This is a genomic window from Clostridioides sp. ZZV14-6345, from assembly GCF_020657775.1.
GTDB lineage: Bacteria > Bacillota > Clostridia > Peptostreptococcales > Peptostreptococcaceae > Clostridioides > Clostridioides difficile_D.
On record NZ_JAGWCX010000056.1, the window covers coordinates 1 to 21,028 of the forward strand.

General features: G+C 27.8%; 19 protein-coding genes, 1 riboswitch and 1 other annotated feature. Of the genes, 5 read left to right on the forward strand and 14 right to left on the reverse strand.

Features of this window, described 5'->3' with window-relative positions:
• The 3 genes from KGF39_RS14225 to KGF39_RS14235 all read right to left on the reverse strand — a co-directional run.
• Positions 1 to 198, reverse strand: a 198-nt coding sequence (locus KGF39_RS14225) for a hypothetical protein (protein WP_227822804.1), incomplete at its 3' end; no start/stop codon positions are given.
• A gap of 571 nt (positions 199 to 769) precedes the next feature.
• A riboswitch (cyclic di-GMP riboswitch) is annotated at positions 770 to 855 on the reverse strand.
• A 409-nt stretch (positions 856 to 1,264) separates the two neighbouring features.
• Positions 1,265 to 2,578: a proline reductase-associated electron transfer protein PrdC gene (gene prdC / locus KGF39_RS14230; protein WP_227822805.1), complete on the reverse strand. Its 1,314-nt coding sequence runs from the start codon at positions 2,576 to 2,578 to the stop codon at positions 1,265 to 1,267.
• Positions 2,579 to 2,967: 389 nt separating this feature from the next.
• On the reverse strand, positions 2,968 to 3,732 hold the full coding sequence (locus tag KGF39_RS14235; protein ID WP_227822806.1) for a polysaccharide deacetylase family protein: 765 nt from the start codon (positions 3,730 to 3,732) through the stop codon (positions 2,968 to 2,970).
• A 290-nt stretch (positions 3,733 to 4,022) separates the two neighbouring features.
• On the opposite strand from KGF39_RS14235, the gene KGF39_RS14240 reads away from it, so the two are divergent.
• Positions 4,023 to 4,226, forward strand: coding sequence for an alpha/beta-type small acid-soluble spore protein (locus KGF39_RS14240; RefSeq protein WP_003422115.1), 204 nt, complete (start codon positions 4,023 to 4,025; stop codon positions 4,224 to 4,226).
• Positions 4,227 to 4,416: 190 nt separating this feature from the next.
• Entirely contained in the window at positions 4,417 to 4,953 is a 537-nt protein-coding gene (locus KGF39_RS14245) for a DUF4364 family protein (RefSeq protein WP_009891708.1), read from the forward strand.
• A 3-nt stretch (positions 4,954 to 4,956) separates the two neighbouring features.
• On the opposite strand, the gene KGF39_RS14250 is transcribed toward KGF39_RS14245, so the two are convergent.
• Positions 4,957 to 5,823 (reverse strand): dehydrogenase, encoded by an 867-nt coding sequence (locus KGF39_RS14250; RefSeq protein ID WP_054275157.1) that lies wholly within the window; start codon positions 5,821 to 5,823, stop codon positions 4,957 to 4,959.
• Positions 5,824 to 5,972: 149 nt separating this feature from the next.
• Here KGF39_RS14250 and KGF39_RS14255 point away from each other — a divergent pair, with 149 nt between their 5' ends.
• Positions 5,973 to 6,218, forward strand: coding sequence for a TIGR03905 family TSCPD domain-containing protein (locus KGF39_RS14255; protein WP_054275158.1), 246 nt, complete (start codon positions 5,973 to 5,975; stop codon positions 6,216 to 6,218).
• A gap of 121 nt (positions 6,219 to 6,339) precedes the next feature.
• Here the strand turns inward: KGF39_RS14255 and KGF39_RS14260 are convergent, their stop codons facing one another.
• Positions 6,340 to 7,635, reverse strand: coding sequence for a bifunctional folylpolyglutamate synthase/dihydrofolate synthase (locus KGF39_RS14260; RefSeq protein ID WP_227822807.1), 1,296 nt, complete (start codon positions 7,633 to 7,635; stop codon positions 6,340 to 6,342).
• A gap of 118 nt (positions 7,636 to 7,753) precedes the next feature.
• Complete coding sequence (locus tag KGF39_RS14265; RefSeq protein WP_227822808.1) at positions 7,754 to 8,773, reverse strand: S8 family peptidase; 1,020 nt, start codon at positions 8,771 to 8,773, stop codon at positions 7,754 to 7,756.
• Positions 8,774 to 9,582: 809 nt separating this feature from the next.
• Here KGF39_RS14265 and KGF39_RS14270 point away from each other — a divergent pair.
• Both KGF39_RS14270 and KGF39_RS14275 read left to right on the forward strand, forming a co-directional pair.
• Positions 9,583 to 10,299: an AzlC family ABC transporter permease gene (locus KGF39_RS14270; RefSeq protein WP_227822809.1), complete on the forward strand. Its 717-nt coding sequence runs from the start codon at positions 9,583 to 9,585 to the stop codon at positions 10,297 to 10,299.
• Positions 10,289 to 10,612: an AzlD domain-containing protein gene (locus KGF39_RS14275; RefSeq protein ID WP_227822810.1), complete on the forward strand. Its 324-nt coding sequence runs from the start codon at positions 10,289 to 10,291 to the stop codon at positions 10,610 to 10,612. The genes KGF39_RS14270 and KGF39_RS14275 overlap by 11 nt, the downstream gene beginning before the upstream one ends.
• A gap of 267 nt (positions 10,613 to 10,879) precedes the next feature.
• On the opposite strand, the gene rgaR is transcribed toward KGF39_RS14275, so the two are convergent.
• The 8 genes from rgaR to pstA all read right to left on the reverse strand — a co-directional run bounded on the left by rgaR (position 10,880) and on the right by pstA (position 21,028).
• The gene (rgaR, locus tag KGF39_RS14280) at positions 10,880 to 11,590 is read right to left on the reverse strand and encodes a two-component system response regulator RgaR (protein WP_227822811.1); all 711 of its coding nucleotides are present in this window, start codon (positions 11,588 to 11,590) and stop codon (positions 10,880 to 10,882) included.
• 420 nt (positions 11,591 to 12,010) lie between these two features.
• Positions 12,011 to 14,677 carry a valine--tRNA ligase gene (locus KGF39_RS14285; RefSeq protein ID WP_227822812.1) on the reverse strand — a complete coding sequence of 889 codons (2,667 nt, stop codon included), beginning with the start codon at positions 14,675 to 14,677 and terminating at the stop codon, positions 12,011 to 12,013.
• 75 nt (positions 14,678 to 14,752) lie between these two features.
• Positions 14,753 to 15,016 (reverse strand) — a binding site (T-box leader).
• A gap of 296 nt (positions 15,017 to 15,312) precedes the next feature.
• Positions 15,313 to 16,140 carry a polysaccharide deacetylase family protein gene (locus KGF39_RS14290; protein WP_227822813.1) on the reverse strand — a complete coding sequence of 276 codons (828 nt, stop codon included), beginning with the start codon at positions 16,138 to 16,140 and terminating at the stop codon, positions 15,313 to 15,315.
• A 47-nt stretch (positions 16,141 to 16,187) separates the two neighbouring features.
• Positions 16,188 to 17,624 (reverse strand): [Fe-Fe] hydrogenase large subunit C-terminal domain-containing protein, encoded by a 1,437-nt coding sequence (locus tag KGF39_RS14295; protein WP_227822814.1) that lies wholly within the window; start codon positions 17,622 to 17,624, stop codon positions 16,188 to 16,190.
• An 88-nt stretch (positions 17,625 to 17,712) separates the two neighbouring features.
• Positions 17,713 to 18,582 (reverse strand): FUSC family protein, encoded by an 870-nt coding sequence (locus KGF39_RS14300; protein ID WP_054275166.1) that lies wholly within the window; start codon positions 18,580 to 18,582, stop codon positions 17,713 to 17,715.
• A gap of 157 nt (positions 18,583 to 18,739) precedes the next feature.
• A complete protein-coding gene (phoU, locus tag KGF39_RS14305; protein ID WP_227822815.1) occupies positions 18,740 to 19,393 on the reverse strand; it encodes a phosphate signaling complex protein PhoU in 654 nt (217 codons plus the stop codon).
• Between the two features lie 27 nt (positions 19,394 to 19,420).
• The gene (gene pstB / locus KGF39_RS14310; protein ID WP_227822816.1) at positions 19,421 to 20,185 is read right to left on the reverse strand and encodes a phosphate ABC transporter ATP-binding protein PstB; all 765 of its coding nucleotides are present in this window, start codon (positions 20,183 to 20,185) and stop codon (positions 19,421 to 19,423) included.
• 18 nt (positions 20,186 to 20,203) lie between these two features.
• Entirely contained in the window at positions 20,204 to 21,028 is an 825-nt protein-coding gene (gene pstA / locus KGF39_RS14315) for a phosphate ABC transporter permease PstA (RefSeq protein WP_227822817.1), read from the reverse strand.

A 21,028-nucleotide genomic window follows, 5' to 3' on the forward strand; every position in this document is an offset into this window, starting at 1 on the left:
CTCTCCTTCTGGTGTTTGTCCATCTGATGGTTTTTCTCCCTCTGGTGTTTGTCCATCCGATGGTTTTTCTCCATTAATTATTGTATCATTGCCAATCACTTCATCAGCATAAGATACTATTGGTGTAAATGTAGTAAATACCATACTAAAAGCAATTACTAAACTGATTATACTTGATTTTTTAATTTTTGTTTTCAAAATTCTCCTGATACTAAAAATGTATATTGTACATATTCAATATAATTAAAATTATTATATTTATTCTCCTTACAATATATCTTTAGTGTGTTCAATTAGGGTCGTTACTCCTAACCAGTTCGCTTATGAACTTCTTAATATTTCTATTAAGCACAGACTATATCATTACCTAATAATCAATTAGGCACTCCCCATTTCCCCACACTTGTAGGTACGAGATTTTTCTCTAGTCGTTGAAGTTTCTTCTTTTCGAAGCTTACCTGCTGATTATCCATTTTCAAGGCACTTAGGATTTAACCTTATGCCATCTAACTAATTTTTTCTACTTTCGTAACCTCAAGTGTTTATTGAATAGACACTCTATCACACTTATCCTTATTTCATGATTATGTTGTGGTTTAGTTAGCTTTAGGAACTTCCAGCAATTAAAGGAGTTTTGGGCAGATATTCTGCCACTCTACACTCGTTCTGAATGTAGGGAGCATTTCAAAAATATATTTTTTTTTATCTTTAATTATTTATTTTTTTAGGTATTGTTATATATTTTTGACAATTAAAAGTTACTCCTATTTATATTTATAGCAGGTTGCACTACTAACTCCATATATCTTTTAAGTGCCCAAATGTAAGATATACTTCACAGTTTCTATAAATAGGTTTTCTAATTTTTCTTTTTTAACTTTTTAAGTGCACTTTTTTAACAAATTAAAATATAAACTAGTATCTAAGATACTTCTCTAATAAAAGACAAAAATTAGTTTTTACACTAAAAAAGATACTATAGAGTATCTTCAAATATCACAAAAATCTTTTACTCTATTGGATAGTTGACCTAATCTAATATACATATCAATACAAATCACATATTTGAGTATTATTATTTTTGTCTAATATTAATTATAATAGCTATTGCTATTATTATACAATATCTAACATGCTTTGTCTATTTTTTCCAGTTGTTTTATAACATATACTTTACTCTCAAATTACATTAGAACATTAAAAAACATCTTTAGAAGTAACTTTTAAGTTTTACTTCTAAAGATGTCTATCTTATATTAATCTATTATTTTATTTTTAATCTTACGTCACCTTTTATTCTTCTTATTAATGGGTGATTAACTGTTCTCATTACATGGTCAGTAATATGATATACACCTAATTTTAATTTTGGTGCAGAACCCATTACTGTGTTACTACAATCAGTACAGTTTCCTATTAATATAACTTCTGCTCCAGCTTTCTTAAACTCTATACATTTTTGAGCTTGTCCTGGACAGTGTCCTGGATTTTCACATTTTAATGCACCTTTAATTTCTTGAGCTTGTTTACATTTTTGAACTGATACTATATCAGTAACTCCCATTTTAGCTGCTATGTCTCTCATTCTCTCTTCGTTAGGTCCACATGCACAGACTAAAAGACCCATTTTTCTCTTTTCATTAACAAATGGCATAGTAACTATTATACCACCACTAGTTTTAGTTATTGGAGCATCTAAAGTAGTAGCTTTACCAGTGAAAGGTCCTCCTAAGATTACTTCACCATATTCACCTTTTATTCCGCCAGCTCTTTCAATTAACTCTCCAACAGTAGTTCCGATTGGCACATCTTCAAATACTATCGATTCTTTTCCACTGTTTAATTGACCAACTACAGTTATATTTTTAGAGATAACTGGTCTTTTTTGCTCAACAGCCTCTACTATTCTAGTTAATGTTTCTACGTTTATTACTACTGCATTAGCCTCTGAAGGTAATTGAGTTGGCTCAAGTAATTTTCCTAGAACGTCCCTTACTATTGCTCTCTCTTCTCCCATTGGGTACATATCAACTAGTTCTGCAACTTCTATGTTGTCTCCTGGCTTTATTACTTTTTTGAAAGCTTCTATTGCTTTTGGATGTTTGCTTTTTATTGCTAGCATACCTTTTCCAGCATTAGTAACTTCCATAGCATATTTTATACCTTGGTAAACTGTTTCTGGTCTTTCTTCTATTTCTTTTATATTATGAGCTAATAAAGGTTCACATTCAGCTGCATTTGCTAATATTGTTCCACCATTTAAATCTATGTTTAATTTTACATGAGTAGGGAATCCTGCTCCACCCATTCCTACGATTCCAGCTTCTTTAATTAAGTCAAGTATACCTTCTCCTTTTAATGGTTCAAAAGTATCTTCTTGTACTTCATCAGCTTCAATTACTATAGCTTGGTCATTTATTTCACTTATTTTTCCACTAACACTGGCATAAATATTTGCCCCTAATCCAGTTGGTTCTGCGATTAGAGTTCCTTTTTTTACTACATCTCCAACACTTACTACTGGTTTATCTGGACCACCAACGTGTTGTTTTAATAAAATAGAATATAGTTTGTTCAACTAGTACGCCCCCTTAAGTATATTAATTTTTTTATAAGCTGTTCAAATAATGTTAATGCTATTTTTCTATTATAAGGTCTTAACATATTGTTTATTTCTATAGAACATATCGCTTATTAACAAAGCAATTTCTATGCCAACTTTTAAACAAACTTATACCCTTTGGAAATACTGTCTTACAGCATTTATTACTTCTTCTAAATTTTTAAACCCATCAAAAAAAAGTCAATTATTAGACACTTTTTCAATCAATTTAATCTATAATTATTGATATTGCATACATGTATAAAAAGTGTCAAAAAATAGACACCGTCTTTTTATCGACACTTTTCTAACATATACTATATAATTTACCACAACTTTACTAAAAATATACATTTATTACTTAATTAATTCTTAAGTTTTTGCACACCTTTGGAATCAACTATGTAATTATCTTTATACAATAAATCGGATATTTTTACTAAACTGTATCCATCTTTTTTAAGCCGACTTATTATAGTATCCAAATAGTCATCTACATTATTTATATTAGCATGAAATAAAACTATTGAACCAGGTTGAGATTCTTTTATTACTTTTTCAATTACATGGTTTGGTCCAAGTTCTTTCCAGTCTATTGAATCTACATCCCACTTAATTACTTTATAACCTAAATTACTGCAAATGTCCATAGCTTTATTGTTTACATCCCCAAAAGGAGGTCTAAATAAATTAGTCTTTTTTCCTGTTATATTATATATTTTTTCTGATGTAGTTTCTATTTCTTTTGTTATGTCTTCTTTTGATATTTCTTTCAAATTGGCATGGGTATTTGAATGATTTCCAATTTCATGCCCTTTTTCATCTATAGCTTTTACAATTTCTTCATTATCATCCACCCAACTACCAACTAGAAAAAAAGTAGCTTTTACATTATGTTTATCCAAAATTTTTAAAATATCATCCATATTATCAGTTCCCCATGCTACATCAAAACTTAAAGCTATTTTTTTCTCATGCGTATCAACTTTATATATAGGCATTTTTGAATTATCGGATTTAGAGCATATGTATTTTATCCCATAGACAAAAGCAAATATTAATACTAACAATAAGGAAAAAAATAAAACACTATATATCAAAGCTTTAGTTCTTTTAACTTCTCTTTTCATACAATTCCCCCTTTTAAATAATTTCTTCTATATTTAAAATTTATTTTTTTTTAGCTCAAAAAAGTACTGTAATATTTAATTTGTAAGACAACAACTAAAAAAATAAATCCTATATTGACCCAATTAAACTCTATAAAATACTCGTTTATTTAATTTTTTTATATTTTTTACATTTTTACCTTTATTTTTCTGTATATATTATTTTTATTTTGGAGAAATTAGTATTAACATCACATAAATAAAAGTGTTGTTAGACATCATAAACTAATTATTTGAGGAGGAAATTTACTATGTCAAATTCAAACAGAACAGTAGTTCCAGAAGCGAAAGCTGCTTTAAACCAAATGAAATTAGAAATAGCTAATGAAATAGGTTTATCTAACTATGAAAACATAGACAAAGGTAACTTAACAGCTAGAGAAAATGGATATGTTGGTGGATACATGACTAAGAAATTAGTTGAAATGGCTGAAAGACAAATGGCTGGAAAATAAATAGTAAATTTTGACACCTGGGTATCAACAGGGCTGCTAATTAGTAGCCCTGTTTCTCCATGTTTATTTATAAAATTATTTTTGTATAAATTGTTAAAGATTAATAATACTATACAAATTGTTCTTTTAATTTTGTATAAATTAGTTTAATATATTATATATAGAAATAGTTTGACGGAGGATGATATTTATGTTTGAAAACTCGTCTGAAGAATTAGCATATCACAAACTTTTAATTTTATATATATTAGAAAAAATTAAAATGGATTTAACTAATTCTCAAATAACTCAAGTAGTATTAGAGACTGAAATGATGAATTATTTTTCATTACAACAGCTTTTATCTCAGCTTATGGAATCTAAGTTTTTGACTACATATAAAGACTCTGACAGAGAATATTATGCTCTTACTCAAAGAGGTGTAGAAAGTCTAGAATACTTCTTTAATCGAATACCTACTAGTGTTACTGAAAAAATAGACAAGTATATAGATTCTAACAAAGAAAATTTACTAGCAGATACTCAAGTAAAGTCTAGCTTCGTAAAACAAAGTGATAATGAATTTATCGTCAACCTTAGAGTCATAGAAAATCAGTCTAACTTAATAGATTTAAATCTAAATGTTTCATCAGAGAAACAGGCAAAACTTATCTGCAATAACTGGAAAAACAATGCATCTTATATGTATGCCGAAGTTATCGACCTACTTATAAGAGACATACATTAAAGCCTACAAACAAACTATAGTTGTAGGCTCTTTTCCTACCCTGATTACTTTTATTAATTTATTATTTGCAGTTTCGTAAACCTTCACTGAGTTTTCCTGTGTATCTGATACAAATAGTAACTTTTCATCTTTGGATATTTCTAATCCCTGAGGAATTCCATTTATCTCAATATTCCCAATATATCTACTTGTTGTATAATCTAATATTCTCACATTATTATATCCTAAATCAGCAACATAAACTTTTTTCCCACTATAATTAAACCTTATTTCTACTGGTAATAAGAATTCATATAATACCTTTTTTATATCCATGCTCACTTCATCAACTATTATAAGCTTTCCATCAAGTGTTGATATATACATTTCTTTCTTTCGTTTATCAAGTTCTATATGCCACGCTCTAAAGTCCATGTTTATTTTCTTTTGTATATTTTTGTTAATTGCATCTATACATACTATCGAATTTATACATGGTACATATAACTTTTTACTCTCTCTGTCAAAATCAAATCCATGTGGCATGTTATCAACACTAATAATTCCTATTGGATTTAATGTATTTTTATCTAGTATATATATACTATTAGAATCTTCATTTGCTACAAATAATTCATTATCGCTAAGTACAATTTGACTAAGACTTCCTCCTATAGAAACAGTATCTATTATTTTGTCATTACTTAAATCTAAGACATAGAGTATCCCATTACTTGAACTAGGTATGTATATTAAATTTTTTTCTTTTTCTATGCAAAAATGATGTGGATATATATTATCTTCTAATACTATTTCTTTTTCTAGCTCAAGTGTAGAATAATCAACTATGCTAATACTCTTTGATAGATAGTTAGAAATATAGATTTTCATATAACCCCTCCTCTCTACAATACATATACTACAATAATATATTATTTCATTAGCTTGTATTATGCTTTATAGTTGCATTATTACGCATATATTTGGTATTATTATTAATGTTAAAAATAAAGAAATAATATTTAATGGAGGTCTTTTTAATGAAAGTAACATTTAACCCAAGTGGTGTCTGTTGTAGAGAAATGATTTTTGAAGTTGATGAAAATAATATGATTGTTGATGCTGAGTTTATAGGAGGATGTAATGGTAATTTATCAGGACTTAGAAGCTTAATAATTGGTCAAAATGCTCTTGAAGTTGCTGATAAGCTAAATGGTATTGACTGTGGTGGAAAAGGTACTTCTTGTCCAGACCAATTATCTAAAGCCATCCGTCAATCTATATAATTACTACTATATAAACATCAATAAAATTATTAAAAACTTACTTTATATAAAAAGAGTTGTCCATTTTTTAGACAACTCTTTTTTATACTTTTATTTATATTCATGTATTCATTTTATAAAATTATAATTTCTTTACTAAAGTTCTTACTGTACCAATCATATATAATGAACCTGCACTTATTATAACATCATCCTTATTTGATGTTTCTAAGGTATAATTTACTGCATCTTCTATCTCATGTTTTGATGTTACATCATCCACATATTTTAATACTTTTCCTTTTAATACATCTGAATTTATAGCTCTTGGATTACTTGGTGTTGTTGTTATTACCTTATTGAAGTGTGGCAATAATATATCTAAAACACTATCAATATCTTTGTCTTCCAACATACCTATTAATAAGGTTAATTTTCTATCTTTAAAATTTTTATCAAGTGCTTTTGCTAAGGATTTTGCTCCATCTTCATTATGTGCACCATCTATTATAAAAATTGGATTTTCTTTTATCTTTTCTATTCTTCCTGGCCATTTAGTAGTTATAAGCCCTTTTCTTATAGACTCTTCACTTATATTTGCTAATTTTATATCTTTTATATATTTTATTACACTCATTGCCAATATAGAATTATTTATTTGATGTTCTCCTATCAGTTTTATTTCAAGGTCTTTATAAATTTCTTTCATTACAGTACAATCATATATTTGAGAATTTATATCTGATTTTTTTATATTTACATCATCAAAATTAACTTCTATATATTCAGCTTTTTTTTCATTACAAACTGACTTTATAACATCTTTTGCTTCATCAGTTTGGTCATATACTAGTACTACTCCATTTTCCTTTATTATGCCAGCCTTTTCATATGCTATTTTTTCTATTGTATCTCCAAGTATACCTGTATGGTCCAAACTTATAGATGCTATCACACTTACAAGTGATTTTGTTATTATATTCGTAGCATCATATCTTCCACCTAATCCAACTTCCAAAGCTACAAAGTCTACCTTTTGTTCCGAATAGTAATAAAATGCCATAGCAGTAACCACTTCAAATTCTGTTGGATATGCATAGCCTTCTTCCACCATAATCTCTATTTTTTCCTTTATTAATTCAATTATTCTAGCAACATCATCTTGTGGTATATTTTCTCCATTTACTCTTATACGTTCCGTAAAAATTTCTAAATATGGAGATGTATATAAACCAACTTTATATCCACACTCTCTCAGTATATTAGAAACAAAAGAACACACAGAACCTTTTCCATTAGTTCCAGCTATATGTATTATATTTAAAGTTTCTTGTGGATTTCCTAATAATTCTAATAATTTTCCGATATTCTCTAGACCTAATCTTATACCAAATTTATTGGTTTGTGATATGTACTCTAATGCTTCCTCGTATTTCATTATCTAATTCCCCCTGTATTGGCATTTTCTTTTATGTTATCTAATTATAGTGTATTTTTTGCTTTTAATCTACTGACAAAGAATACATATAATCTAATACCTTCTACATTAAATTTAGCTACAAATCTTTATTTTTATACCTTTCCACTAATCTAGTTAGTGTATATATCGAAACTAAGTCATATTTCGATATGTTCATATAATTAAACTTTATGTCAAATCTATGTTCTAGTTTTTTCAATAAATTAAAACAATTATCATAAATTAGTCCTATCTCCTTATTAAAAAGGCTACACTTAAATAATTTCTCATTATCATCTTCAATATTTAAACAATCCTTGACAACATCAGCTACTTTCATAAGAAGAGTATTTTCTTTGTCATACAAATCAAATTTAAAGTTTTGAATTCTACTATACTCGTCAAAATCATAACTGTCCCAATGATTTTTAGTTGCTAATGATTCAAGCTTATCATTTAAATCAGATATTGTTATATCTGGTTTTTCTGATAATATCTTAGCTATTTTACCAGTAAACTTTGCTGATAAATAACTATTACATTTTGGTGGCAACTTATAGGAATTATTTATATCACAACTTATATATGAATTGCTATCCATAACACATTGAACATCATATTTTTTATTGTACCAAAATGAATTATCTACATCTAAAGTAAATCCCCTTACTCCTATGACATTGTTAAACATAGCTGGATAACTTAAGTTAAAGTTATTATCTAGTGAACATACTATTATTTTTCCTTTTCTAAACAATTCATAGCAAACTTCAAATAACCCCTTAACACTTTCTACTCCTATTACTGATAAACTCAAATTAATTAATCTTATGTTAGTGTCTAAAAGGTATCTTAATGCTTCTTCAAGAACTTTTATATTTGTAATACCATCTGTCCTTAAAACTTTTATTACAAATAACTCTACATCTTCATACTCCTTCTTTATTATTGATGCACAAGCAGTTCCATGACCATCTTCATCATCAAATTTATCTGATATAAAGATATAATCATGTATACATTCAAAAGCAATCCCTCCAACTAAGCTATTTTTTAAGTAATCATGTTTTTTATCTATTCCTGTATCTAATACTGCAACCTTAACTTTATTATTCATATCACATATATTCTCCATTACTAAAAGTTTTTAATGTATCTATGTTAATAGTTTATCTTAAACTTTGATTTAAGTTGCACAATTTATCTTTTAAATGCTATATTTCTTGCTAAAAACATAAAATAAGTACACTATATATTTAATTTATATTTATTATATAAATTATTATCATTAAATTGTTAAATATTACGATAAAATTTTTAGATTTATATCACAATTTAGAATTATTTGTAAAAAGGAGATTATCTTTTTTATTAGACAATCCCCTTGTATGTTTTTTATTAATATTTATCTATGATTAACCATTAATTGTATTTTATGATGTTCAAATTTTAATATTATATATTTCGATTTTATTTAGGGGAACAATTATTTATGTGCTATAAGAACACTAATTTGAGTGAACTTGTTCTATAATCAAATTTACAAAATATGCTATTCTACAAAGTATGAATCAAAAGGTAAAAAACACTAAAAATAACAAATCAACATCAATTTCAGCCAATATATAAAACTTACATCAAATATACATAAAAACTAATATAACTATTATTCTAAAAACTAATACCTACATCCTTATACATTATATCATATTTCAATAAATAAATTGCATAAAAGAAAATCTTTTAATAGAATTAAACTGTTTATTAATTCATTGCTATAAGTTCTACAAATTATAAGTACTCATTTTAATATCTATACTGTATTTCCTTTAATATTGATATAACTAATTAAAATAGATATAATAAAATGAAACAAATATTTATAGAATTTTATAAATATTCTTTATTTTAAAGAGGTGATTATATTTGAAAAAAGACATATCAAGAAAAGAAATCTTAAAAGAAAGTTTTCTGGCATCAATCCCAATATTTCTAGGATATATTCCATTAGGACTTATTTGTGGTATTATGCTTCAAAAGGCTGGTTTATCTGCATTTTATATATTAATGATGTCACTCATGGTATTTGCAGGTAGTTCACAATTTGTAGCAGCTTCAATGCTTGCTTCAAATGGAAGTATTACTTCAATAGTACTAACCACATTTATATTGAATCTTCGCAACTTCTTAATGAGCTCTAATTTACATATGAATATAAAAAATAAAAACATGAAGTTTTTAATGTATTTTTGTCATGGTGTTACAGATGAAACATTTGCTATAAACTTAGAAAAATATACTTATGGAAATTGGACAGACAGACACGCATTATACTTAAATAATCTTTGTGTAATAGTATGGGCTGGCAGTTGTTTCTTAGGAGCATTTCTTGGAGAAATTGTTAGTATAAGTGACTCTGTTGCTGGCTTTCTACTTACAGCAATGTTTATTACATTAGCAGTTAATCAAATTAAAAATAAAGTATATATACTAGTTTCAATACTATCTATACTATTATCAATAATTTTATATACTTTATTTAAAAGCAGCTTAGTTATCATAATAGCATCTATTTTCTCTGCTTTATTTGGCTTTTATATACAAAAATTAAACCACAAAAAGGAGGAAATCTATGAATACTAATTATATAATTCTAGTCATTCTAGGTATGACAGTTGTTACTTATATCCCAAGAATTTTACCAATGATAATACTTTCAAAAAATGATATGCCTGATTCTATTAAAGACATCATGAAGTTTATACCTATCGCTATACTTAGTTCACTAATAGCAAAGGATATTTTTTTTAATGGAGATAGTCTATATCTGTCAATCACTAATCCCAAAATTATATCAGGAATAATAGTATTATTAGTAGCTTATAAATTTAAGTCTATTGCTGTATCAATATCTGTAGGTGCAATATCTATATGTTTTTTTGGAGTCATATTTTAAAATTTAATATGCAATTAATATACAGTAAATAAACTAAAACAATGTATAATACTGTATATAAAAATCAATTATAATATACTAATAATTAAGCTATTATAATAATGTACTCTACATATGAAACAATATCAAAAATCTATAAGCTACTATTTTACATAATAAAAACTGTCTTAATATAGATAATTCTTTATATACTAAGACAGTTTTTAAGCAATAGCCCTGTGATGACATTAAATATTTTTTACGATATTTTTATTTACCTTTTTAAAATTAATACATTATATCACATAACAAGCTTGTTAGTGCTGTTTTTAAATCTTTAAGTCTATACTTACTTATAGGTATAAATTTTTCATTAATAGTAATCATATTATCCCCAATATCTTCTATCCTTCTTAAATTGACAATAAAACTTGTGTGACATCTAAAAAAGCCATTTTCACACAGTAATTTTTCTGCCTGTTTCATGCTCATATTTGCTTTATAATCTCTACCTAATGTATGTACAACTAAATCTCTCTTTACAGTTTCAACGTACAAAATAGAATCTATCAATATTCTGTTAAATCCTTTTTTACTGTTTAAAACTATATAACGCTCCTTCTTTCTTTGAAGGTTATCAATACAAAGATTTACACCCATTGCAAAGTTGCTATACTCTATAGGTTTCACTAAATACCTATAAGCACGTACTTCATAACCTTGGGGGGCATACTCTGAAAAAGCTGTTGTAAATATAATTTCTACTTTTTCATCAAACTTTCTTATTTTTTTAGCCACCTCAATTCCATTGACATCTTTCATTTGTATATCTAAAAAGATAATGTCAATTTTTTCTGGGTATTTGGATATTAAATCTTCTCCACAAGAGAATTCCAGTATTTGATAATTTAGACATCTTTCAGACAAAAGTTTTTCTGTAAATTCTTTTAGTATGCTTCTTTGTATTTTTTCGTCATCACATATAACTACCCTGAACATAATATCACCTCCAAATCTAAAATATCATTTAGTTTACTTTATTTCAATTTCCAAACTGTACTTGATAACTTTTATATTTAAATTTCTTTATAAATTTAAATTGTCGATTAAACTACTTATATCAATTACCTTTAATATTTAAACTTAAATCACGATAAATTCATATACTTTTCTAGACATATTATATAAAAAAACATAGTAAAATAAATGTAATATGTATTTATTATCCTATATTAAATATCATAATATATCAAATTTTTATTACTTATAAATTTTAAAATATAAAATTTATATATTCATCAAATAAGATAAAAATATAACACATCTGTAAAGAATTATAACATCATACTTATCTATATATAAAGAAAAACATACAAAAAGTACAGAATATATACTTTTTGTATGTTTCTATTCTTATATTTATTTTATTTTAGATTCTAAATTTGTTAGTCTTTCCTCAACAGATTTAATCATTTCTTCAAATTTTTCTTTTTTCGCTTTTTCTTGTTCAATTAAACTTTCAGGAGCTTTTGCTAAGAAACCTTGATTTGCAAGTTTTCCATTAACTCTCTTTATTTCTCCCTCTAACTTTTTCTTTTCTTTCGATAATCTCTCAATTTCTTTTTCAAAATCAACTAATTCATTAAGAGGTATAAATATTTCTACACCATCAATAACTACTCCAACTGAATCTTCTGGAACACTAGATTTATCTTTTACTATCTCTACATTTGAAGCAGATGCTAAAGTTATAAAATAATCCTTACCAAACTCAATAGCTTCTATCTTTTCTTCACTTGGTATTATTATTACTTTAGCTTTCTTAGAAGGTGGTACATTCATTTCTGCTCTTACATTTCTTATACTTCTTATACCTTCCATCAATAAGTTCATCATCTCTTCTTCTTTAGCCATGTTATCTTCTTCATTATATTTTGGCCATTCAGATACTATTATACATCCTTCAACAGTAGGAAGATAAGTGTATATTTCCTCTGTTATAAATGGCATATATGGATGTAATAATTTTAATATCTTTTCAAGAACATAAGTTAATGTATATAATGCTGCAGACTTAGCATTTGTATCTTCTCCATATAATCTAGGTTTAACCATTTCAATATACCAATCACAGTATTCTGACCAAGTGAAATCATAAATCTTTTGAAGTGCTATTCCTAAATCAAATTTATCCATATTATTAGTTGCTTCTTTTACAATATTGTTTGCTCTTGATATTATCCATTTATCAGCTAGAGTTAAGCTATTTTTAACACTTTCTCTAGTTATATCTTTAATTATGTCTTCATCAATATTCATAAATACAAATCTTGATGCATTCCACAATTTATTGGCAAAGTTTCTAGCAAATTCTACTCTTTCCATATAGAATCTCATATCATTTCCTGGGGAATTTCCAGTTGTTAATGTAAATCTTAATGCATCAGCTCCATATTGCTCGATTATCTCTAATGGGTCAATACCATTTCCTAAAGATTTACTCATTTTTCTACCTTGAGAATCTCTTACCAATCCATGAACTAAAACATGTTCAAATGGCTTTTCATTCATACAGAACATACCTGCAAATGCCATTCTAACTACCCAGAAGAATATTATATCATATCCTGTAACAAGTACACTTGTTGGATAATAGTAGTCTAAAGCTTCAGTCTTATTTGGCCATCCTAGAGTAGAGAAAGGCCATAATGCAGAACTAAACCAAGTATCTAGTGCATCTTCATCCTGTTTAAAATGAGTACTTCCACATTTAGGACATTTTTCTGGCATTTTTCTGGCAACTACTATTTCTCCACACTCTTGACAATAGTAAGCTGGTATTTGATGACCCCACCACAATTGTCTTGATATACACCAATCTCTTATATTTTCTAACCATTGTAAATAAGTTTTGTCAAATTTTTCTGGAACAAATTCTAGTTCTCCCTTTTTAAGAATATCTATAGCTGGTTTTGCAAGTTCTTTCATCTTAACAAACCATTGCTCTGATAATCTAGGCTCAACCACTGTATGGCATCTATAACACGTTCCTACGTTATGATTATGCTCTTTTCTCTTAATTAGATAACCTTGCTCTTTTAGGTCTGCTACGATAGCTTTTCTACACTCAAATCTATCCATACCTTCGTATTTTCCACAAACTTCATTCATAGTTCCATCTTCATTCATAGTATTTAACTGTTCAAGGTTATGTCTTAATCCTACTTCAAAATCATTAGGGTCATGTGCCGGAGTCATCTTAACTGCACCAGTTCCAAACTCTAAATCAACATAGCTATCTGCAACTATTGGAAGTTCTCTTCCTACTAATGGAAGTATTGCTGTTTTTCCTATTAAGTGTTTATATCTATCATCTTCTGGATTTACTGCTATACCAGTATCCCCTATCATTGTCTCAGGTCTAGTTGTAGCTATCTCTAAAAAGTCTTCACTATCTTTCAATGGGTATTTTATATGATAAAAGTTTCCGTCATGTTCTTCATGTTCAACTTCTGCATCTGATAGAGTAGTTTTACAATCCGGGCACCAGTTTATTATTCTGTTACCTCTATATATGTGACCTTTTTCATATAAACTTACAAAGAATTCTATAACTGCCTCATTGCACCCTTCATCCATAGTGAATCTCTCTTTATCCCAATCACAAGAATCTCCTAATTGTTTAAGCTGGTTAGATATTTTTCCTCCAAATTCATCTTTCCACTCCCATGCTCTCTTTAAAAATTCTTCTCGACCTATTTCATACTTTGTCTTACCTTCTTGTTTTTTTATTCTTTCAACAACTTTAACCTCAGTTGCTATAGAAGCATGGTCAGTTCCTGGAAGCCAAAAAGCTTCATATCCATCCATACGTTTCCATCTGATTAGTATATCTTGAAGTGTATGGTCAAGAGCATGCCCCATATGCAATTGCCCAGTTATATTTGGGGGTGGCATCATTATTGTAAATGGTTTTTTGTCTGGATTTGGTTTAGATTTAAAATACCCTTCATCCATCCATTTTTTATATAGCCTAGCTTCAAAATCTTTTGGATTATAAGTTTTTGATAAGTTCGTATTTTCCATTGTCTTTCCTCCTGTATTTTTATAAATAAATTTTTCAAATATCTTTAGAAATAAAAAGAGCTCTTCATCCTCTTTAAAAAGGACGAAAAGCTCGCGTTACCACCTTAATTCCAAAGCTTAAAAATACATTAACATATAATAAAATCATTAGTTAATGTTATCTTATAAACTCTGACTCTCAAAGAATTTAACGGTTCTAACCGTCTAAACTTACTAATAGTTCAGTTTAGAAACTCCAAAGCTACGTTCAGTAAACCTTATACTTAGAAAATCTTACAGCCAGTGAATTTTCCTCTCTTTTAGTAGTATTTACTTACTCCTCTTCTTCTCAGTCTTTAATATTACATATTATTATATACAAATATTATTCTCTTTGTCAATTATTTTTATTTTATTTTTTCTGAATTTTCTTAATTATATTTTTATATTTTGTATTGTTGTTATTTTTTATACTATTTTTTAAAATTACTTTATCTCATATTGTCAATAATTCTGCAATCACTTTATTTAAATTTTAATACCTTCTTATTAATTTTATATTATATTCTCTTTACACGATACTTTCATATTCTATTTTATAAATTATATTTTATTTTATAAATAATTTACTTTATTTTATACAATATTTAAATTTATTATAAGTTTTCTCTCCAGAAATTTTTAGGTGTTATATTCTCTGTAATTGGTAATATTGTATATCCTCTCTCTTTTAAGATTCTTATAATGTTGTTTAAAGCATTTAAACTTTGCTCTTTCTCATGAATTAATACTACTAATTCATCTCTTTTTCTTCCATAATATAATATATTACTAACTATTTGACTTGTAGAAGATTTCCAATCTTGTGTATCTAAATTCCAATCCCAAATTAAATAATCATTTGCCATGAGCTTATTATATGAACCTTCTGGCATATATGGCTTACTTCCATATGGCAATCTTATTAATTTTGAACTCTGACCAGTTATATCTTGTAACGTTTTATTACATATATTGAATTCCCCAACTGTTACCTCTGGGCTTTTATATAGCTTATGTATATCATGGCTTACACTATGAAAACCTATTGAATGTTTCTCTTCCAAGACTCTCTTTACTTCTTCCTCATAGTTTTTCATATTTTGATTAAGCATGAAAAATGTCGCTTTAACATCATTTTCTTTTAAAATATCAAGTAACGCATTTGTATATTTTGATGGACCATCATCTATTGTTATGTACGCTACTTTTTCAGAAGTAGCTCCTGGACCTTTTGTTTCCTCTTGAGATGCTTTATATATGATTTCCCCTAAAGTATTGTTTTGAGAAAGTAATTCTAGTGTATTTTCACCTTCTGTACTGATATTTTTAACTGGAACATTATTAATTTTTTCTTCTAGTAATGTTCCAGTTAAAATTAAAACAGCTATAAGGAATATCCTTATAATTACATGAAAAACTGCCTTATTATCTTTAATTTTCATCCCCCATATCTCCCTTTTATAAAAGAATAAGTTTAAAACTTAAAAAGTTATTTTTTATACTTATTCTCTTTCTTATTACTTTTTATATCTCTACTAAATATTTTTTTAACTTTTTCTTCTTCTTTTTCTCCTAGAGATTCTACTCTCTTAATTCCTAAAGAAGTTAAAAATTGTAATACATTTAAATTATCAAATGGAGTTTCCATATTTGTACTTTCACTATATTCATCAACATTCTTAGTACCTTCTTCTACACTTAAAATACGCTTTGGACCTCCTACACAGCCCCCTACACACCCCATTCCTTCTATGAAGGTAGCTTCTATCTCCTTATTTAGAACTTTCTTTAGACCGTCCATACACTCTTTTGTTCCTTCAAATGCTTTTTCTTCAAATTTTATGTTTCTGTCAATTCTTCTAACTGATAACTTAACTGCTTTACTTACACCTCCTGTTCTAGCATAAACTCTACCTGAAAGGGATGCCTCTACTCTATTACTCTCATCCATTATTGCTGGATTTAACTCTAATGCATCAAATATTTCTTGTAGCTCTTTAAATGTAAGCACAAAATCAACTGCATCCTTTATATCTTCTAACATTGCCTCTTTCTTTTTTGCCATACAAGGACCTATGAATACAACTTTAGCATCTGGATTTAAAATTTTTACAGCTCTCCCACAAGCAATCATAGGGGAAACAGATGGTGATACATTATCTAATATTTGAGGAAAACTATTTTGTATTAAGCTTACCCAAATAGGGCAACAACAACTAGTTATAAAGCACCCTTCTTCGTCCTTTTTCATATGTTCATAATAATCATATGCTTCTTTTGCAGTAAGCATATCTGCTGCCAAAGCAACTTCTATCATATCTTCAAATCCTATCTTTTTTAATGCAGTTCTTAATTTACCAGGGCTTACATCTTTTCCAAACTGCCCTATAAAAGCTGGTGCAACTATTGCATATACAGGACTCTTTATATCTTTTAATAACTTTATCATTGGTATAAATTCTATTTTATCTGATATTGCACCTAACTTACATCTTGATACACAACTACCACAAGCACTACATACATCTTCTTCATTACAATTAATATGCTTACTTCTTACCTTACATGACTCATCTTCCTTATTATTTTCATCACAATATTTGCAAGCATCTGATATTATAGATATTATTGGTCTTTTGACTTCATCCAAATTTACAGCTTCATGTAGTGCATCTTTTAGATTTTTATCTGTATCTCCTGTAACATCCAATCCCATAGTTACCCTAATTAGATTTATCATAGTATCTTTATCAAATTTTTCACTAAAATGATTAGGTAAATTATCATTTAAATCTTCATTTAAAATTTTATTAGGTAAGTTTTCAATATCCTCTATATCATCATTCCACACTGCCTTTACAAGTTCACCAAAAAGCTTCATCTTATATATTTCTAATATTTTAGAATTATCATTTCTAGTATCCATAAAAAATAGTACCTCCATAAATTAAACTTATATATGTTTAATATTTACAAAGATACTATTTTTTATTTATTTTATTTATTGACTATTCTTAATATGATTTATTTAACTTTCTCAACAACTCTATTTCAATCATTATTTTCATTAAATGATAGTTGAATACAGGACTTTTTTCTTCATCTATATTCCAATCTAGCTTATCCACATTATATGTTTTCTTAAGGTATTTATATGTATGCTCCTTCAAATAAAGTTTATTTTCAAGTAACTCTATAGACTGCATATGAAAATGTATTTCTCTACATATCCTTAAGGCATTTTCAATTTTTTCTATATTAGTCTCACTCAAACTATAATCCAACTCATCAATAAGTTTTGAATATATTTCTTCCAATTTTTCTACTTCTTCTTCAAATTTCTCTACATTTAAATTTTCTTTTCTAAGTATTTTATCTTCAATAAGTAACATTGAAAGTTCTTCTATCTTTTTAAACTCATCTATAACACTATTTAGATAATTTGGTCTAGCAACATAATAATTAACAAGTACTCCAAACAAAACACCTACAGATGTATCTAATACCCTATGTAATGAATAATACACAGGGTCACTATTGCCTACACCTAGATGTATAGCCAGAAAGGTTACACAAGCAACAACCACTGACTTTATTTTAAACAGATTGCATAAATATATTGAGCACATTACTCCTAGACCACATAAAAATGGGTCTCCAGCTTTAATGATGGCAAATATGAATCCTATTATACCACCTAAAATAGTACCTTCCACTCTATTGATTCCCGTCTTTAAAGAACCTTTTACTGTATCTTGAACAGAAATTATACATGCTACTAGAGAATAAAACATATTCTCAACTAAATAGTCACCAAGAAGCATACATAAAGTAACACTAATCCCTGTTTTTATAGTCCTCATACCCATCTTTTGAAGTTTCAAAGTTCCACCTCCTAAAAAGCACCTTATATAAAATACGCATCCTCATATTTAATATGTTCCTAGTATATCACAATTTTTTAAATTTACCCATCAATCCTACTTTTTTATCAATTACTTCTTAATTTAGACAATAAAAAAACTGCTTTAAAGCAGTTTTTTATCCTATCTCAACCATTTTACCTTCAATTGCAAAAATTATCTTTTCACATACATTTGTTATATGGTCTCCGATTCGCTCAAGGTATCTTCCTATAAGTAGAAGTTTTACCCCTTGGTCTATAGTATTTGAATTTTCATGCATTATTTTTAAACAATCAATTTGTACTTGTTCATACAAACCATCTACAATATCATCTTTAGTTCCAACATCATAGGCTATACTTGCATCAAATGAGATTAAAGCTTCTCTAGTTTGAGACATCATAGACTTACATTCTTTTGCCATTTTAGGAATATCTATCAACTCTTTTATATAAGCTTCTCCTCCTATTTTCAGCATTTCTCTAGCTATATTTGCTGCATAATCTCCTATTCTCTCTAACTCTATTGATATATTACCCAATGAATAGATAAATCTTAAGTCCCTTGCCATTGGTTGCTTTAATACTATTAGCTCTATACTCTTATCTCTTATTTCTTCTCTTAATTTATTTATTTCTTCATCATCTTCTACTACTTTTCTTGCACCCTCTAAATCCTTCTCTATCATACAAGTTACAGACTTCTCTATTGCTTCTTCACATTTTTCCATCATAAGTACTGTTTGTTCCTTTAAAGTATCAATACTTATATCTAAACTATTATTGACCATTGTCTAACTCCTTTATAGTTATATATTTTAACCAAATCTACCTGTTATATAGTCTTCTGTTCTTTTATCTACAGGAGTAGTGAACATAGTTTTAGTATCACTAAATTCTATAACCTCTCCATTTAAGAAAAAAGCTGTTTCATCTGATATACGAGCAGCCTGTTGCATATTGTGTGTAACTATGACTATTGTGTAGTCTTTTTTTAAATCCTCTATAAGTTCCTCTACTTTTAATGTTGAAATTGGGTCTAAAGCAGATGTAGGTTCATCCATAAGAATAACTTCTGGTCTCATAGCAATTGCTCTTGCTATACATATACGCTGTTGTTGCCCACCAGAAAGTCCTAATGCAGATGATTTAAGCCTGTCTTTAACCTCATCCCAAATAGCTGCACCTTTTAAGCTTTCTTCTACAATTTTATCTAATTGCTTCTTATCTCTTAGCCCATGTGTACGAGGACCATATGCCACATTATCATATATACTCATCGGGAATGGATTTGGCTTTTGAAATACCATTCCTACTTTAGTACGAAGATTTATAACATCATCTGAAGTATATATGTCCTCTCCATCAACAGAAATGTTTCCTTTAATTGTTACATCTTCGATTAGGTCATTCATTCTATTTAACGTTCTTATAAAAGTTGATTTTCCGCATCCAGATGGACCTATTAAAGCAGTAACCTTATTCTCTTTTATATCCATATTTATTTTCTTTAATGCTTGCTTATCAGCATAAAATAAATCCAAATCCTTTACACTCATTTTTATCTTATCGATTAATTCCATTATTCACACCTCTTAAATTTAATAATTAGCTTTATTTAATTTCTTAGCAACAAATCTTGCTAGCATGTTTAGTGCTAATACAATTACTATTAAAACAATTCCTATACTGGCTGCTGTTGCTATATCTCCACTCTCTTTAGTCAGTAAGTATGAGTGTACAGTTAATGTTCTTGCACTATCAAATATTCCACCTGGCATCTTAGCTACAGTACCTGCTGTAAGCAATATTGCAGCTGATTCTCCAATTATACGACCAATTGATAATATTACTCCAGATAAGATTCCTGGTATTGCACTTGGAAGTACTACATTATATAATGTTTGAAATTTTGTAGCTCCTAATGCTAATGATGATTCTCTATACCCTTGAGGAACTGTTTTTAAAGCCTCTTCTGTTGTACGAATTATTACTGGTAATATTATTATTGCAACTGTAAGTGAACCTGCAACTATGGAATATCCCATTTTTAATGTAACTACAAAGAAAATTCCTCCAAATAACCCATATACTATAGATGGTATCCCTGATAAACTTTCAGTTGCAAATCTTATAGCTGTAACTGCTTTTCCTTTTTTAGCATATTCTTGTAAATATATAGCAGCTAATATTCCTATAGGAGTTGCTACAACTATAGAAACTACTACTGTGTATAATGTTGTAATTATCATTGGAAGTATACCACCATCACCTGATGCTGAATAATTGCTAAATAAGAAATTAAAATTCATATTTCCAATTCCCTTTATAAATATAAATCCCACTATAACTACTAATGATACTATTGTAAATAGTGCTGATATATATACTAATGACTTCAATAGATTCTCTTTGAACTTTCTCAT

What these genes read in the sequence shown, in the direction of transcription:
- KGF39_RS14255 (WP_054275158.1), top strand. Translation starts at nt 5,973, where the DNA reads ATGAAAGTAACATTTAACCCAAGTGGTGTCTGTTGTAGAGAAATGATT.
- KGF39_RS14275 (WP_227822810.1), top strand. Translation starts at nt 10,289, where the DNA reads ATGAATACTAATTATATAATTCTAGTCATTCTAGGTATGACAGTTGTT.
- KGF39_RS14240 (WP_003422115.1), top strand. Translation starts at nt 4,023, where the DNA reads ATGTCAAATTCAAACAGAACAGTAGTTCCAGAAGCGAAAGCTGCTTTA.
- KGF39_RS14295 (WP_227822814.1), bottom strand. Translation starts at nt 17,624, where the DNA reads ATGGATACTAGAAATGATAATTCTAAAATATTAGAAATATATAAGATG.
- KGF39_RS14235 (WP_227822806.1), bottom strand. Translation starts at nt 3,732, where the DNA reads ATGAAAAGAGAAGTTAAAAGAACTAAAGCTTTGATATATAGTGTTTTA.
- phoU (WP_227822815.1), bottom strand. Translation starts at nt 19,393, where the DNA reads ATGGTCAATAATAGTTTAGATATAAGTATTGATACTTTAAAGGAACAA.
- KGF39_RS14290 (WP_227822813.1), bottom strand. Translation starts at nt 16,140, where the DNA reads ATGAAAATTAAAGATAATAAGGCAGTTTTTCATGTAATTATAAGGATA.
- KGF39_RS14285 (WP_227822812.1), bottom strand. Translation starts at nt 14,677, where the DNA reads ATGGAAAATACGAACTTATCAAAAACTTATAATCCAAAAGATTTTGAA.
- pstB (WP_227822816.1), bottom strand. Translation starts at nt 20,185, where the DNA reads ATGGAATTAATCGATAAGATAAAAATGAGTGTAAAGGATTTGGATTTA.
- KGF39_RS14250 (WP_054275157.1), bottom strand. Translation starts at nt 5,823, where the DNA reads ATGAAAATCTATATTTCTAACTATCTATCAAAGAGTATTAGCATAGTT.
- KGF39_RS14265 (WP_227822808.1), bottom strand. Translation starts at nt 8,773, where the DNA reads ATGAATAATAAAGTTAAGGTTGCAGTATTAGATACAGGAATAGATAAA.
- rgaR (WP_227822811.1), bottom strand. Translation starts at nt 11,590, where the DNA reads ATGTTCAGGGTAGTTATATGTGATGACGAAAAAATACAAAGAAGCATA.
- KGF39_RS14245 (WP_009891708.1), top strand. Translation starts at nt 4,417, where the DNA reads ATGTTTGAAAACTCGTCTGAAGAATTAGCATATCACAAACTTTTAATT.
- pstA (WP_227822817.1), bottom strand. Translation starts at nt 21,028, where the DNA reads ATGAGAAAGTTCAAAGAGAATCTATTGAAGTCATTAGTATATATATCA.
- KGF39_RS14260 (WP_227822807.1), bottom strand. Translation starts at nt 7,635, where the DNA reads ATGAAATACGAGGAAGCATTAGAGTACATATCACAAACCAATAAATTT.